We start from the raw sequence: 14,914 nt of genomic DNA, 5'->3' as shown, positions 1-14,914 counted from the left end.
ATTTTCGAGGGAAGGGCGGCACGTGGACATCGGCAAGCTCCGGACCGACACCCCCGGCTGCGTGAGAGTGGCTCACCTCAACAACGCCGGCGCCGCGCTGCCACCGCGTCCCGTGATCGACGCGGTGGCAGAGCACTTCGCGCTGGAGAACACGATCGGCGGGTACGAGGCGGCGGAACTGAACGCACCGGCCGTCGAACGCTTCTACGACGCGGTGGCAAGGCTGATCGGCGCGCGCGCGGACGAGATCGCCTACGCGGAGAACGCCACCCGGGCCTGGGACATGGCGTTCTACGCGATCCCCTTCGCCGTGGGCGACCGCATCCTCACGACGACGAGCGAGTACTCCAGCAACACGATCGCCTACCAGCAGGTGGCGGCGGCCAAAGGCGTGAGCGTGGAAGTCGTCCCGGACAATGCCGACGGGACCCTGTCACTGGACGCCCTGGAGGCCGAACTCGCCAAGGGCAGCGTCCGGCTGGTGTCGCTCAACCACATCCCCACGCACAACGGGCTCGTCAACCCCGCCGCCGACGTCGGGCGGCTGTGCCGCGAGCACGGCGTCCTGTACCTCCTGGACGCGTGCCAGTCGGTCGGCCAGCTCGCCCTGGACGTCGGCGAGATCGGCTGCGACATGCTGTCGGCGACCGGCCGCAAGTTCCTGCGCGGCCCGCGAGGGACCGGGTTCCTGTACGTGCGGCGGCAGATCGTCCCGACGCTCGAACCGCCGTTCCTCGACCTGCACGCAGCCGTGTGGAAGGCCCCCGACGGCTTCGAGACGCGGCAGGACGCGCGGCGTTTCGAAACATGGGAACGGTACGTCGCCGGGCAGATCGGGCTGGGCGTCGCCGCCGACTACGCGGCCGATCTGGGGATCGCGGAGATCGAGGAGCACGTGACCGGGCTCGCGGCCGTGCTGCGCCGGAAGCTGGCCGCCCGTCCTGCGACGACGGTCCTCGACAAGGGCGAGCGGCCGTCCGGCATCGTCACGTTCACCGTGGACGGCCACGACCCTGCCGCCATCAAAGCGGCCGCGAGGGACCGCGGCGTCAACGTCAGCGTCGCGAACCCCCGCGCACACGGATACGACCCGGACACCGTCCCGGCGGCCGTGCGGGCCTCCGTGCACTACTACAACACCGAAGAAGAACTGGATCTGCTTTTGTCCGCCCTTCCCTGAGCGGGGCGGACGCGTCCGGCGGCCGGGGATGGAGACCGGCGGGAGCCGCCGGACGCGCCCTGGCTCGGGCCCCGCGCGTACGCACGTGTCAGGTGTTCGGGCGGGCGGCGCTGATGTCGGCGAGCGCCGACACCTCGTCCCTCTCCATCGCCAGGTCGCCGATCGACACGATGCCGACCGGCCGGCCGTCCTCGAGGACCGGGAGCCGCCGCACCGCCCGCTCCCGCATGACCTGCGCGGCCTTGTCCAGCGAGTCGTCCGGCCCGACGGTCGCGGTCGCGCTGCTCGCGATGCCGCCGATGTTCACCCGCGTCGGGTCGCCGCCGGCGGCGAGCCCGCGGATCACCAGGTCGCGGTCGGTGACGAGCCCCAGCAACTCGTCGCCTTCCGCGACCAGGACGGCACCGATGTCCTCGTCGCGCATCGCCCGGGCCACGGTGACGATGTCGAGTTCCGGAGACACCGACGTCGGCGAACCGGTCATGATTTCGCGGATCTTCGTTGCCATCGCTCACTCCTTGAGCCTCGTGGGTCATCGCTGGGGGCCCGGGATGACTCGGCCCTACCCGGCAGGGGCGAGGTCACTCATCGCTCACTCCCGGAACGGCGCGAACAGCCGCTCGGCGGCCGCACGGTCCCACGCGAGGCGGTTCGGGTCCGCGGGCGCCGGATGGACGGGAACGGTGCTGAACTCCACGTCGCCCGGGCCGGTCTTCGCGAAACTGCTGGCGAGCGCCTCCAGTGTGCCGATGTCCAGCCGGGGCTCGGTCCTGACCGAACCGGCCGCTGCGGCGAGGAACCTGGCGAACCGCACGGGATTCGTCCGCTGCTCCTTCTCGGCCTCCCGCACCAACGCGGCCATGAACTTCTGCTGGCGCCCGATCCGGTTCAGGTCCGAGCCGTCCCCGAGGCCGTATCGGGACCGGACGTAGGCGAGGGCCTGGGTCCCGTCCAGCGACTGCGTCCCGGCGGGCAGGTCCAGCCCGGCCTTCGGGTCGCTGACCGGTTTCGGCAGCGTCATCTCGACGCCGCCGAGCGCGTCCACCATCTTCGTGAACCCGGCGAAGTCGATCACCACGGTCTTGTCGATCCGGACCCGGGTCAGCGACTCCACCGTCTTCAGCGTGCAGGACGCGCCGCCCGACGCGAACGCCGAGTTGATCATCCCGACGTGCTCCGGGAGGACCTTCCCGTGCGCGGTCTCGCACTTCGGAATCGTCACCAGCGAGTCGCGGGGGATGCTCACCACGCGCACGTGCTTCCGGTCGGCCGGCACATGCGCCAGCATCAGGGTGTCCGAACGCGCGAGGTCGCCGCCGCGCCGCGAATCCGAGCCGATGACCAGCACGTTGAGGGCCCCGGCCGCCGCGGGCGCGGTCGTGTCCGTCGCCACCGGCCGCGCGTCCCCGCCGTGGAGCAGCGTCGCCGGGACGAGGATCGCCGCGGCCGTCACCGCCGCCGCCACCGCGCAGAACAGCGTCCACCGGCGCGGGCTCCGGCGTCCGGGGGCCCGCGCGGCGTCCAGCAGCCGCCCGCGCTGCCGGGCGAACGAGGCCGTCGGCTCATGCTCCAGGCCCCGGCCGAGGTCGCGGAGCAGTTCGAAATCGTCCACGGTCACGCCTCCTCGCGCGTCGGGTCGGTGCCGCCGAGGGCCGCGCGCACCTTGCGCCGGGCCCGGTTCAGGCGGGAGCGGACGGTGCCGACGGGGATGCCGAGCGCCCGCGCCACCTCCTCGTAGGACAGGTCGCCCCACGCGACCAGCAGCAGAACGTCCAGGTCCCGCCTCGGGAGCCCGGCCAGCGCCTCCGCCAGCGCCGGACGCGACGCCGACGCCGTCACCCCGGCGGCCACCCGGTCGGCCGGTCCCTCCACCGGCCCGTCGACCGGGCTCCTGCGCAGCGCCCGGTAGCGGACGGCCTCCGTCCGGTGGTGCCGTGCGACCAGCTTCGTGGCGATGCCGAACAGCCACGGCCGCGCGTCCGGTTGCGCCAGGTCGTAGCGGTGCCGCTTGCTGAACGCGGCCAGGAAGGTCTCGCCCACGACGTCCTCCGCCGCCTCCGGGCCGAGTCTGCGCGAGACGTACCGGAAGAGCATCGCGGAGTAGCGGTCGAACAGCGCGGCGAACGCCTCAGGATCGGCCAGCGAACACTCGATGAGATCGGCGTCGCACTCCTGGGCCGTCGGAGGTACGGTCATCGCAGACACCATGGCATGCGCACCGGGCCTTCCCGTGCGGGGACGTTGTCACCGATGTATCTCCGCGAGGGCCCATCCGGGTTCACGTCCGGCGCGACACCTGCGCCGCCATTGCGAATTCACGCGAACCTTCTCGCTAAACTGCGCATCCTTCAATATGCACGGGGTTTGCCGGGGAGACCGCTCCGTCTGTCGGGGGGTTACCAGTCGAGAAGGGGCGGGCAGTGGACGACGCCAAGCAGGAACCGGTGACGTCCGGCTCCAAGGACGAGCGCGAGCCCGCGCGTACCGCCACCGCGGAGTTCCGCATCCCCGCGAAGGTCTCCCTGACCAGACCGGACATCCCCATCCGCCGCCCGGCCAAGCCGAAGGGCGACGCGTCCGAGGGACCCGCCTCTGCCCCGACGGGCCCCTGGTACGTGAAGGTCCCGAAGCCCGTCGAGGACGCCCCCGCCGAGGAAACCTCCGAGCCCGACACCGACACCGCCGAGCCCGACGCGGTCGAACCCGAAACCGCCGAGCCCGACTCCGCTAAGGACACCGCGGCCAACGTCCCGCCCGCCAAGGACGAATCACCAGAAGCCGCCTCCCCCACCGAGACCCCGCCCCAGAAGGACGCGCCAAAGTCCGGTGGGACCGGACCTACACGGGTTGAGCGTCTACCGGACCTCTCCTCCCAACCCGCACCACCGCAGGCGTCACAATCACAGGCGTCACCAACACAGGCCTCACCCCAACAGGCCGCACCACAGCGATCCGCACCACAGCAGTCCGCACCACAGCAGTCCGCACCACAGCAGTCCGCACCCCCACAGGCCTCACCCCAGGCCTCATCCCCGCAGGCCGCACCGCCCCAGGCGCCGCCGCCCCAGGCGTCACCCCCACAGGCCACGCCTCCGCAAGCCGCGCCCCCACAGGCGTCACCCTCGCAGGCCGCGCCTCCGCAGGCTGGGCCGTTGCAGGCTGGGCTGCCGCAGCGGCAAACCTCGGTTGTCAGGTCTTCGGGCCAATGGACTGTGCCCTGGGACGGGACGGCCCCTCCCGCTCCCCCGGCTCCGCCTCCGGCGCCCGCCGCGGCCGACGAGACGGAGGACAAACGGGGGCGGCGCGGGCTCGTCGTCCTCGTGGCCGTGCTGGTGCTGGTCGTCGGGGTCGTCGCGGGGCAGCTGGTGCGGCCGGTCCCCGACCCGACCATCGATCTGGCCATCACGTCCAGTCACGCGTTCCCGGGGCAGGCCCCGGCGCTGCCGTGGCCGTCGTCGGGGCAGTCGGTCGTCCACGTGGAGGGGCTCGGGACGATGGGCTCGTCGGGAGGGTCGGCGCCGACGCCCACCGCGAGCGTCGCGAAGGTGATGACGGCGTACGTGTATCTGCGTGAGCATCCGCTGAGGGCGGGTGAACCAGGACCGGTGATGACGGTGTCGCCGCAGGCGGCGGCGCAGATCCCGATGCGCAAGCAGCGCGGGGAGTCGATCCTCGGCGTGACCGCGAACCAGAGGCTGACGCAGCGCAAGGCCCTGGAGGCCCTGCTGATCATCTCGGCGAACGACGTGGCGCACGAGCTGGCGCGGTGGGACGCGGGGAGCGACCAGGCGTTCGCGGCGAAGATGAACGCGGCCGCGCAGTCGCTGGGGATGACCGCCACCCGCTACACCGATCCGAGCGGCTACGACTCCGGGACGGTGAGCACGGCCGCGGACCAGGTGAAGCTGCTGCGGGCGGCGATGAAGATCCCGGCCTTCGCGGAGATCGTGAGCAAGCCGGCGTACGTGCCGGACGACGGCGGCGCGGAGCGGCAGGGCGGGAACTACCTGCTGGGCCAGTACGGCGTCATCGGCGGGAAGACGGGGTACACGGACGCGGCGGGCGGGAACTTCGTGTTCGCGGCGCGCAAGGACGTCGAGGGCGTGAGCACCGTGATCGTGGGCGCGGTGATGGGGCAGGAGTCCCCGTCGGCGGCGGGCGCCGTCGACGCGGCGCAGCAGCTCGTCATCGCGGCCGAGAACGCGCTGGTCACGGCGACCATCGCAGCGAAGGGCGCGAGGGTCGCGCGGGTCGACGACGGGCTCGGCGGCTTGACGCCGCTGCGCGTCGCGTCCCCCGTGATCGTCGTCGGGTGGCCGGGGCTGACCGTGCCGGTCGGCGTCGAGGGGGAGCCCCCGCATCAGGCGTATTCCAGTGAGCGGGTCGGCATCCTGACGGCGGGCGCGGCGAAGGTTCCGCTGGAGCTGATGCGGGAGCTGGAGGAGCCGTCCATCGTCGAGCGGCTGATCCGCCTCGGCTGACCCCCGTGGCGGGGGTGGGGCGTCAGGCGTAGAGGGCGGACAGGAAGCGGATCAGCAGGGCCTCGCGGGTGGCGGGCGGCAGTGCGTCCAGGATGGCGTTGACCACGGCCATCTCGGGTTGGGCCATTTGGGTGCCGCCGCCCGCCAGGTCCACGCCGACGGACGCGAGGAGCCCGGCGAAGCCGGCGTCGTCGAGGCTGTCGAGGTCGAGGCCGGCGAGGGCGCCGACCAGGCCGGACGGGACGTCGGGCGGCCCGGCGGCGCGGGCGGCCTTCGTGGAGTCGGCGAGGGCCGCCAGCAGCGGTTCGATGTCGCTGACGCCGGTCAGCGTGAAGTGCAGGTTCGGCGGGATGCCCTGGTAGGACAGCTGGGGCTGGAAGAACCAGCCGCGCGACCGGGCCTCGTCGGCGATGACGAAAACGTCGAGGTCGGGGTCGCCGGACGCGACGGCGACGAGCGGCGCGACGGGTTCGCCGAGGACGCGCAGGCCCGGGATCTCGGCGACGCCGGCGATGAGGCGCTCGGCCGCCTTCATCGCGTTCTCCGCGAGGTCCCGGTAACCCTGTGCGCCGACGGCGTTGAGGGTCGCCCATGCGGCGCCGAGCGGTCCGGCGCTCTTGCTGCTCTGGACGGTCGCGTTGATGACGGTGTAGCCGGGCCATTCGGCGGCGGCGAAGTAGGCGCGGCGGCGGAGCGACTCGTCCGCGAACAGGACGACGGAGGCGCCCTTCGGGGAGTAGCCGTATTTGTGCAGGTCGCAGGAGAGGGACGTCACGCCGGGCACGGAAAGGTCGAACGGCGGGACGTCGCGTCCCCCGTCCCGCAGCCAGGGCAGGACCCAGCCGCCGACGCACGCGTCCACGTGGCAGGGGACGCCGGCGGACGCGGCGATCGACGCGATCTCCGGGATCGGGTCCATGACGCCGTGCGGGTACGAGGGGGCCGAGGCGACGACGAGGACGGTCCGCGGGGTGAGGGCGGCGGCGGTCGCGGCGGGGTCGGCGCGGAACGACGCGTCGACCGGGACGTGCACGACCTCCATGCCCAGGTAGTGCGCGGCCTTGTGGAACGCGGGATGCCCGGTCGTGGGGAGCACGATCTGGGGTTTCCCGTCGACCTGGCGGGCGTCGCGCGCCGCCTTGACCGCCAGCATGATCGATTCGGTGCCGCCGCTGGTGAAGACGCCGGAGCCGCCGCCGAGCTTGTCCGCGACGACGGCGACGATCTGGCGTTCGAGGGCGACGATGCTGGGGAACGCGGTGGGGTCGAGGCAGTTGACCTCCAGCATCTCCAGGTAGGCGGTGGCGGCGAGGTCGTGCACGGCCTCGCGTCCGGTGTCGTAGACGTAGGCGGTGACCTGGCCGCCGCGCACGGGCAGGTCGGCGTCCCGCAGCCGGGCGAGTTCGGTGAGCAGTTCCCCGGCCGGGCGGCCGTGCTCGGGCAGGTGGTCAGACGGCATGGCGTTGCGGTTCCTCAATGCTTCGGTGGGCGGCGGCCAGCCGGCGGTACGCCAGCAGCAGGGGGATGCTCAGCAGCAGGAGCACGGCCGGGACGAGCGTGAAGCCGGCGGTCAGGCCGGTCAGCGCCGAGCCGGGCTGGATGACGGGCGTGTCGAAGTCGGACGAGTGGAACGACGAGACGGCGAGGATCAGCGCGAAGATGCCGGGCCCGAGGGCCAGCGCGCCGGTTTCGGCGGCCGTCCACAGGCCGGTGAAGGCGCCGGACTGCGCGTGCCCGGTCCGTCCCGTGTCGGCGTGGACGGTTTCGGGGAGCAGCGCGAGCGGGAGCAGCTGGACGGCCGCGTAGCAGACGCCGATCAGGGCGCTGAGCGCGAGGACGCCGGCCACCGTGGTGATCACCGGGTACAGCGCGGCGGCCGCCGCCGCGAACAGCACGAGCCCCGCCAGGTAGCAGGCGACCTCCCCGTACCTGCGCGACAGCCGGTGCCACAGCGGGACGGCGAACGCGCTGGGGCCGACCATGCAGACGAACATCGCGGACGTGAGCCCGTAGTCGTCCAGCCGGTAGGTCGCCACGTACGGCGCGCCGGCCAGCATGATCGCGACGGCGAGGGTGCTGGTGACGTAGGCGCCGAGCAGCATGAAGAACGGGCGGTTCCCGCGGGCGGTGCGCAGCGCGGCGACCAGTCCCAGCGGGCGGGGTCCGGGGCGGGACGGGATCCAGCGGTTCGCCAGTGTGCTCGCGATCATCGCGGCGCCCATGGCGAGCCCGACCACGGCGCCCATCAGCGCGTACCCGGCGCGGCCGCCTCCGCCCGCGTCCGCGAGGGCCGGGGCGAGGCCGCCGGCGACCAGGATGCCGAGCGTGAGGCAGACGACGCGCCAGGCCATCGCGCGGCCCCGCTCGGACGGCTCCGCGGAGATCTCGGCGGGCAGCGCCACATAGGGCACCTGGAAGCAGGCGAAGGCGCTCGCGGCCAGCAGGAACATGATCCCGGCCCACGCGGCGGCGAACCCGGGGGATTCGACGGGCACGGCGAACATCGCGGCGAACAGCAGCGGCAGCGTCACCGCGCCGAGCAGCAGCAGGCGGGTGCGGCGGCCGGTCCGGACGGCCTCGCGGTCGCTGGCGGCGCCGACGATCGGGTTGAGCAGGACGTCCCACGCCTTGGGCACCACGAGGACGACTCCGGCGAGCGCGGCGGACACGCCGAGAACGTCGGTCAGGTAGTACAGGAGCAGCAGGCCTGGGACGGCGGAGAAGACGCCGGTGCCGACCGAGCCGATGCCGTAACCGAGGAGGCGGCGCCGGGGCAGCGCGGCGGCCATCAGGCGTTCCGGCCGCTGGGGAGCCCGATCGCGTTGGAGACGAGGCGGCGGAGGTGGGCGCGGAACCGCGCCACTTCGCGGGGATCCTCCAGGCCGTGGCGGAGCCCGTCGGCGTCCATGGTGCCGCCGGACCCGAACCCGTGGGTGCACCAGACGACCGTCCACACGACGTACTCGACGTCGACGTTGTCGGGCACGACCTTGCGGGCGGCACTGGCCACCATGTCGAGCAGCGGCCTGACGAACTGCACCTCAAGGTGTGCGACGTCGGCGGCGTCCGACAGCCAGCGGTGCATCCACAGCGCGGGGACCTCCGGGTGCTCCACGCAGAAGTCGATGTAGCGGTCGACGACTTCCAGGAGTTCTTCCGGCTCGGTGCCGATCTGCGCTACCGCGTCCTCCAGCACCGCGCGTTCGACCTCGTGGGCACGTTCCATGACGGCGAGGTACAGGTCTCGTTTCCCGCCGACGTGGTAGGCGACGGTGGCGACGTTGAGTCCGGCCGCCTCGGCGATCATGCGGGTGGAGGTGCCGTCGTAGCCGAGCGCGGCGAACAGCCGGGTGGCCGCGTCGAGGATGCGCTCCGGGGCGGCGTCGCTGCTGGTCATAAGGTCAGGCTAGGCGGCGGTCCGGCTCCCGGTCAATCGCTTGATGGAGACGTTTCGGGTGCGGTGAGCCATACGGTCAGCGCCATCTCCATCTCCAGCCGCGTCTCCGGCGCGTCCAGCCGGCCGCCGAACAGATCCTCCAGCTGGTGCAGCCGGTACCGGACGGTCTGCGGGTGGACGTGCAGGCGGTGCGCGACCTCCGTGGCGTTGAACCCGTTCTGCAGGCAGGCCAGCAGCGTGCGCATCAGCCGCTCGCGATGCCGCGGCCGGACCGCCTTCAGCGGCGCGAGCCGCAGCTCGGCGACGGTCCGCACCAGTTCCTCGTCCTGGAACATGACGAGCGCCGGCATGTGGTCGGCGCAGCGGATCAGCCGGTCGGTCGGCAGGACGCCCCGGCGCGCGAGCGGCAGCGCCTCGCGGGCCCAGCGCAGGGACTTGGCCGCGTCCTCGACGCGGACGGTGGGGCCCATCGCGGCGATCCAGTCGCGCAGCGCCGGATCCAGCAGCCGGCCGCGTCCCGGCCCCTCCGGGTCGGGGACGATCAGGCACGGCTCGCGGCGGTTGAGGTCGGTGAGCACGTCGGGCGGCAGCGACGGGTGCGAGAACGGCTGCTGCCTGCGCTCGTACAGGACGACCGCGGCGACCGTCCGGGGGACGCGCCACTGCGCGAGGCGCGCCAGGTCGGCGATGGCCTGCGCGGCGGCGGGCGGCTCGGCGAGCAGCAGGTCCAGCAGCCGGCGGCGGCGGTGCTCCAGCTCGCCGGCCTCCTGCTCGCGCGCCTTGGTGTAGCCGTCGGTGGCGGCGCGGGCGATCTCGTCCAGGAACGCGAAGATGGCTTCGGCGATGCTGGCGAGCGTGCGGCGGGAGATGTTGTAGTGCTCCGACTCGGCGGCGAGCCGGCGCCAGGCGACGCGGGCGCCGAGCCGCAGGGACGTCTGCAGGATGTCGAGGTTGCGGCCTTCGCGGGCCTCGGCCCAGCCGATCTCCCGGTAGACGGCGGCGACCGGCTCCCAGGAGCTCTCGGGGTCCATGATGAGGTCGACGAACTGGCGCAGCGCGCCCTCGACGGCGAGGCGCACGAGCCGCGCGTACTCCTCGTCCTGCGGGCGGGAGTACTCGGGGATCCCGGTGAGGATCTCCTCGATCATCTCCTCGGCGAGGCCGTCCAGATGGGGCCGGAATATGTCGGACAGTTCACTCGGAACGCCGGCCCAGGGCTTCAGTGGCGAGCGCTCCCCGAGCGTCGTGGTCACCGCCGGCACCTCCCCCGCCCCCTCGGTGTGCGGGGCACTCCGGAAGCTACCGATGACGGATCGGGCGGGGCTGCACCCCCGTGTAAGCAATGCGTCCGGACGCTTGTCACCTGGTTGACAATCCGTCCGCGCGCCCCGCGGGGACGCCGAGCGGCGCAAACGCCGGTCGCGGCGGGAGGGTCAGGCGCGGCGGGCGCCGGGCGCGGCGAACACGGCGACGGCTCCGAGGCCGAGGTAGACCAGGCCCGTCGCGTACCGCTGCCGCCGCCGGAAGACGGGCCGGGTGCGCAGCCACGTCCCGATGGAACCGGCGGCGAGGGCGTACCCGATGTCGCTGACCAGCCCGATCAGCGCGGTCACGACGCCCATCACCGCAATCTGCAGCGGGTCCGCGCCCGCGCCCTGGTCGACGAACTGGGGCAGGAACGCCAGGAAGAACAGCACGACCTTCGGGTTGAGGACGTTCACGAGCATGCCGTCGAGGTAGACGCGGCGCAGCGGCCGCGGTTCGAGCACCGGCTCACCCATGTCGTCGCGGCTGCGCAGCGTCCGGTAGGCGAGGTAGACGAGGTAGGCGGCGCCCGCGTAGCGCAGGAAGCCAAACGCGGTCGCGGACGCGGCGACGACGGCCGACAGCCCGGCCGCCGCGGCGGCGATGTGGACGAGCGTGCCGGTCTCGACGCCGAGCGCGGACGCGATGCCGGCCCGGCGTCCCTCGCCGATGCTGCGCGTGGTGATGTACAGGTGGTTGGGGCCGGGGATGGCGACCAGCGTCAGCGCGGCCAGCAGGAACAGCAGCGGATTCGTCACAGGAGCACGTTAGGGAGCGCGGTGGTCCATGCAACAGGTCCAATCAGGCCCGCGGAAAGTGGACCATCAGGGGGCGGCGGCCGCGGCGAGCGCACCGGCCAGCACCAGCCGGCCGGCCGTGCGGACCATCGTGGCGACCTCCTCGGCCGGCTGGCGCAGCGACGCCAGGCTGATCAGCGCCGCGAGCAGGATGTTGCCGAGGACGATCTCGACGTCGTCGCGCTCGGGCACCGGATCGCCGATCGCGGTCGAGAGCCGGTCCCGCAGGAACAGGAACAGGACGGTACGGGGATCGTCGACGCTGGAGTCGTCCGAGGTCACCGCCTGGATGATGGCCGAGGTCAGCGTCGGTTCCTCCGCCGCGACGTACACGATGCGCTCCAGCATCGCGGTGAGCCGCTCCAGCGGGGTGTCGCCGACCGCGAGCGCGTCGACGTCGTCGATGACCCGGTGCGCCCAGGCCGCCGCGACCTCGGTGAGCAGGTGGTCCTTGGTGGCGAAGTACCGGTAGACGGTCGCGCGGGCGACCCCGGCGCGGTCCGCGACGTCGTGCATGGTGACGGCCGCGTAACCGCCCTCGAGCGCGAGCCCGCGCGCCGAGTCGATCAGCCGTTCCCGCCGCGCCTGCTGGTCTTTGCTCAGCGTCCGGGTGACGGTGAACCGCATGTCGCCGCTCAAAACGTCCTGCCTTTCCGCGTCCCCCGCTGTGCCGTGGCCATTCCCCATTCTCCCGTACATTCGCCTCGAAGACGTACACCAGGGGTCTTCCACCCTTGCCGGGCACTTCGCCCCGGCCGGAATCTTCACCCTTGCCGACCCCTGGCCGCCGGTTCACGATAGACCTATCGTTTGCTTGGTTGAGACCTTGGTCTAGATTCAAGGCTCATCCGATTCGTGCCGAGGAGCCGTGGATGTCGCACTCCCCCCCGACCGGCGTTCCCCCGACAGGCCCAGCGCTCGCGGGCACCGCGGCGCTCGTCACCGGCGGCGGCAGCGGCATCGGCCTGGCCTGCGCCCGGCGCCTCGCCGCCGACGGCGCCGACGTCACGATCTGCGGCCGCACCGAGGCCCGCCTGAAGGACGCCGCCGCGGCGATCGGGGCCCGCCACGTCGTCGCCGACGTCACCTCCGAGGAGCAGGTCGAGGCCGCGGTCCGCGCCGCCAACGCGAACGCCCCGCTCCGCGCCGTCGTCGCCTGCGCGGGCGGCACCACCTCGGTCGGCCCCATCCCCGCCCTCGACGCCGACGCCTGGCGGGCGACCTTCGAACTCAACGCGACCGGGACGATGCTCACCCTCAAGCACGCGACCCGGCTGATGGCCCGGACCGGCGGCGGCTCCTTCGTCGCGATCTCCTCGATCGCCGCGTCCAGCACGCACCGCTGGTTCGGCGCGTACGGGGCGTCGAAGGCGGCCGTCGACCACCTCGTCCAGCTCGCCGCGGACGAACTCGGCGGCGCCGGCGTCCGCGTGAACGGCATCCGGCCCGGCCTCGTCCGCACCGAACTCGTCGCCGGGGTCACCGACCCGGGCCCCGTCCTGGACGACTACCTGGCCTGCATGCCGATCTCCCGCGTCGGCGAGCCCGACGACATCGCCGCGGCCGCCCGTTTCCTCTGCGGGCCCGAATCGTCCTGGATCACCGGCCAGATCATCAACGTGGACGGCGGCCACCACCTGCGGCGCGGCCCCGACTACCGAGCCGTCTTCGAGCCCCTGTTCGGCGCGGACGCGCTGCGCGGAGTCATCCCCGAGGAGTGAGCCCATGGACATCGACCTTCTCGACGGCGAGATGTACGCCACCGACCCCTGGACCGTCTACGCCCGGCTGCGCGCCGAGGCCCCCGTCTACCACGACGCGGACAACGAGCTGTGGGGCGTCTCCCGGCACGCCGACGTGTTCGCCGTGGAACGCAACCCCAAGATGTGGACGAACTCCGGCGGCTACCGGCCGCAGCTCCCGGCCGACCCGTCCATGATCGGGCAGGACGACCCGGAGCACGCGCACCGCCGCCGCATGGTCTACCAGCGGTTCACCCCGCGCGGCGTGTCCCGGTACGCCGACCGGATCCGCGCGACCGCCGTCGACTGCATCACCACCGCACTGGACGCGGGCACGGTCGACGCCGTCCCGGCGCTGGCCGCGCCGCTGCCCGCCCGCGTCATCGGCTGGCTCCTCGGCTTCCCCGAGGAGTCCTGGCCCCAGCTGGTCCACTGGTCGGAGACGGCCGTCTTCGCGGGCGGCGGCCGCCGCTACATCACCGACGACGCCACGATCGCCGCCGGCGAGTACGCCCTCGCCGTCCTCGAAATGGCCAAGGACCGCCGCGCCTGCCCCACCGACGACCTGCTGTCCATCTGGTCGAACGCCGGCCCCGGCCAGCCCGCCTACGACGACGACCACCTCGCCCACGAGGCGCTGCTGCTGCTCGTCGGCGGCGCGGAGACGACCCGGACGGTCATCGCGACCACGCTCAACGCCCTCATCGAGCACCCCGCCGAATGGCGGAGGCTGCGCGAGGACCCGTCGCTCATCCCGGACGCCGTCGAGGAGTTCGTCCGCTGGACGACGCCCATCCTCAACATGTGCCGCGTCGCCGCCGCCGACACCGAGATCGCCGGCGTCCCGATCCCCGCCGGCGGCCAGATCCTCCTCATGTACGGCTCCGCCAACCGCGACGAGGCGGTGTTCGACGACCCCGCCGCCTTCGACGTGACCCGCCGGCCCGGCGACCACATAGCCTTCGGCCTCGGACCCCATTTCTGCCTCGGCGCGTCCCTGGCCCGCCTCGAACTCCAGATCTTCTTCGAGGAGTTCATCGCCCGCGTGGACACCGCCGAATGGGCCGACGCCGAAGGCCCCCGCATCCTCCGCAACGCCTTCGTGCGGGGCGTCACGGAGTTCCCCGTGACCCTCACGCCCCGCTGAGGCCCCGGGACCGCGGATTCACGGCTTGCGCCCTACCCCGGCGTACCCGTCGATGTCCCGGGGGCCGAACGGGTCGGGGTCGGGACGCCACGTGGTGAACGGCACGACACCGGGTTCGACCAGTTCCAGACGATGGTGTACGCCTCGCCCGTGTCGGCGACATGTCCCATGATCCCGTTCAGGATCAGCGCGACCGGCTCGGTGAAGTCCAGCGTGCGCGCCGCGGCGCTGAGGATGGCGTCCGGGTCCCGCAGATCGGCCTCCACGTAGTCGCAGACCCCTTCCGGGCTGCTGGTGAGCAACGCGTTGGCGTGGAGCAGAACAAGGGGGTCGTTGTCGACGTACGCGATCCGGCACTCCGGGGCCGTCTGCTGGGCGATCTCATGGGTGTTGTCGGCGGTCGGCAGACCGGTGCCGACGTCGAGGAACTGGCGGATGCCCGCTTCACCGGCCAGGTGGCGAACGGCACGCGCCAGATAGTGCCGGGACGCCTGCGCGGCGAAGACGATGTCGGGGTAGGTCTCACGGACCTGGTCGCCGATCGCCTGGTCGATCGGATAGTTGTCCTTGCCGCCCAGCCAGTAGTTCCAGATCCGCGCGGAATGCGGAACGGTCGTATCGATCTCGCTCGACGGGCGGCCGGGAGTGGCGGCACTGTCACTGCTGGTCACGGTTTCCCTTCCCAGGACGGCGTTGGCGGAAGCCGATCTCACGCTAGACCGCCCAGTTCCCCGCCGCCCGGGTTCGGGGACGACCGGGGCCGACCACAGGCGGCCGGTCGCGGTGCGGCAAAACGCTCAGCTCCGAGAGGTAACCCAGTCCTGGCTTGAGCAATCTGCTCAATTGCCGTCCCATCATCTTGCAC

General features: G+C 72.5%; 13 protein-coding genes and 1 pseudogene. 4 read left to right on the top strand and 10 right to left on the bottom strand.

Annotated features, from left to right (window positions below; genetic code table 11):
* Positions 1-22 precede the first annotated feature (22 nt).
* Positions 23-1,180 (top strand): aminotransferase class V-fold PLP-dependent enzyme, encoded by a 1,158-nt coding sequence (locus AB0C35_RS07480; RefSeq protein WP_358451674.1) that lies wholly within the window; start codon positions 23-25, stop codon positions 1,178-1,180.
* Between the two features lie 88 nt (positions 1,181-1,268).
* On the opposite strand, the gene AB0C35_RS07475 is transcribed toward AB0C35_RS07480, so the two are convergent.
* From AB0C35_RS07475 to AB0C35_RS07465, 3 genes are all read right to left on the bottom strand, one after another.
* Positions 1,269-1,688, bottom strand: a complete 420-nt coding sequence (locus AB0C35_RS07475; RefSeq protein WP_358451672.1) for a CBS domain-containing protein — start codon at positions 1,686-1,688, stop codon at positions 1,269-1,271.
* A gap of 84 nt (positions 1,689-1,772) precedes the next feature.
* The gene (locus AB0C35_RS07470; protein ID WP_358451670.1) at positions 1,773-2,792 is read right to left on the bottom strand and encodes an LCP family protein; all 1,020 of its coding nucleotides are present in this window, start codon (positions 2,790-2,792) and stop codon (positions 1,773-1,775) included.
* 2 nt (positions 2,793-2,794) lie between these two features.
* A complete protein-coding gene (locus AB0C35_RS07465) occupies positions 2,795-3,376 on the bottom strand; it encodes an RNA polymerase sigma factor (protein WP_358451668.1) in 582 nt (193 codons plus the stop codon).
* 1,124 nt (positions 3,377-4,500) lie between these two features.
* Here AB0C35_RS07465 and AB0C35_RS07460 point away from each other — a divergent pair.
* Positions 4,501-5,661 (top strand): D-alanyl-D-alanine carboxypeptidase, encoded by a 1,161-nt coding sequence (locus tag AB0C35_RS07460; protein ID WP_358451666.1) that lies wholly within the window; start codon positions 4,501-4,503, stop codon positions 5,659-5,661.
* A 22-nt stretch (positions 5,662-5,683) separates the two neighbouring features.
* Here the strand turns inward: AB0C35_RS07460 and AB0C35_RS07455 are convergent, their stop codons facing one another.
* The 6 genes from AB0C35_RS07455 to AB0C35_RS07430 all read right to left on the bottom strand — a co-directional run bounded on the left by AB0C35_RS07455 (position 5,684) and on the right by AB0C35_RS07430 (position 11,787).
* Positions 5,684-7,120 carry an aspartate aminotransferase family protein gene (locus AB0C35_RS07455; protein ID WP_358451664.1) on the bottom strand — a complete coding sequence of 479 codons (1,437 nt, stop codon included), beginning with the start codon at positions 7,118-7,120 and terminating at the stop codon, positions 5,684-5,686.
* Positions 7,110-8,450, bottom strand: a complete 1,341-nt coding sequence (locus tag AB0C35_RS07450) for an MFS transporter (RefSeq protein ID WP_358451662.1) — start codon at positions 8,448-8,450, stop codon at positions 7,110-7,112. Before AB0C35_RS07450 ends, AB0C35_RS07455 begins: the two co-directional genes overlap by 11 nt.
* Positions 8,450-9,058, bottom strand: coding sequence for a TetR family transcriptional regulator (locus AB0C35_RS07445; protein ID WP_358451660.1), 609 nt, complete (start codon positions 9,056-9,058; stop codon positions 8,450-8,452). The genes AB0C35_RS07450 and AB0C35_RS07445 overlap by 1 nt, the downstream gene beginning before the upstream one ends.
* 32 nt (positions 9,059-9,090) lie before the next feature.
* Positions 9,091-10,311 (bottom strand): helix-turn-helix domain-containing protein, encoded by a 1,221-nt coding sequence (locus AB0C35_RS07440; RefSeq protein ID WP_358451658.1) that lies wholly within the window; start codon positions 10,309-10,311, stop codon positions 9,091-9,093.
* A gap of 180 nt (positions 10,312-10,491) precedes the next feature.
* Positions 10,492-11,121 carry a LysE family translocator gene (locus AB0C35_RS07435; protein WP_358451656.1) on the bottom strand — a complete coding sequence of 210 codons (630 nt, stop codon included), beginning with the start codon at positions 11,119-11,121 and terminating at the stop codon, positions 10,492-10,494.
* A 66-nt stretch (positions 11,122-11,187) separates the two neighbouring features.
* Complete coding sequence (locus AB0C35_RS07430; protein ID WP_358451654.1) at positions 11,188-11,787, bottom strand: TetR/AcrR family transcriptional regulator; 600 nt, start codon at positions 11,785-11,787, stop codon at positions 11,188-11,190.
* Positions 11,788-12,032: 245 nt separating this feature from the next.
* Between AB0C35_RS07430 and AB0C35_RS07425 the strand changes: the two genes are divergently transcribed.
* Positions 12,033-12,881 (top strand): SDR family oxidoreductase, encoded by an 849-nt coding sequence (locus AB0C35_RS07425; protein WP_358451652.1) that lies wholly within the window; start codon positions 12,033-12,035, stop codon positions 12,879-12,881.
* A 4-nt stretch (positions 12,882-12,885) separates the two neighbouring features.
* A complete protein-coding gene (locus tag AB0C35_RS07420) occupies positions 12,886-14,049 on the top strand; it encodes a cytochrome P450 (RefSeq protein WP_358451650.1) in 1,164 nt (387 codons plus the stop codon).
* A gap of 18 nt (positions 14,050-14,067) precedes the next feature.
* Here AB0C35_RS07420 and AB0C35_RS07415 read toward each other — a convergent pair.
* A pseudogene (locus AB0C35_RS07415) lies at positions 14,068-14,720 on the bottom strand (SAM-dependent methyltransferase).
* Positions 14,721-14,914 lie beyond the last annotated feature (194 nt).

Origin of the sequence: Spirillospora sp. NPDC048819 (assembly GCF_040650055.1) — a bacterium.
Classification (GTDB): Bacteria; Actinomycetota; Actinomycetes; order Streptosporangiales; family Streptosporangiaceae; genus Spirillospora.
Note: the sequence above shows the minus strand (reverse complement) of the source record. Positions and strands in the feature narration are given on the sequence as shown.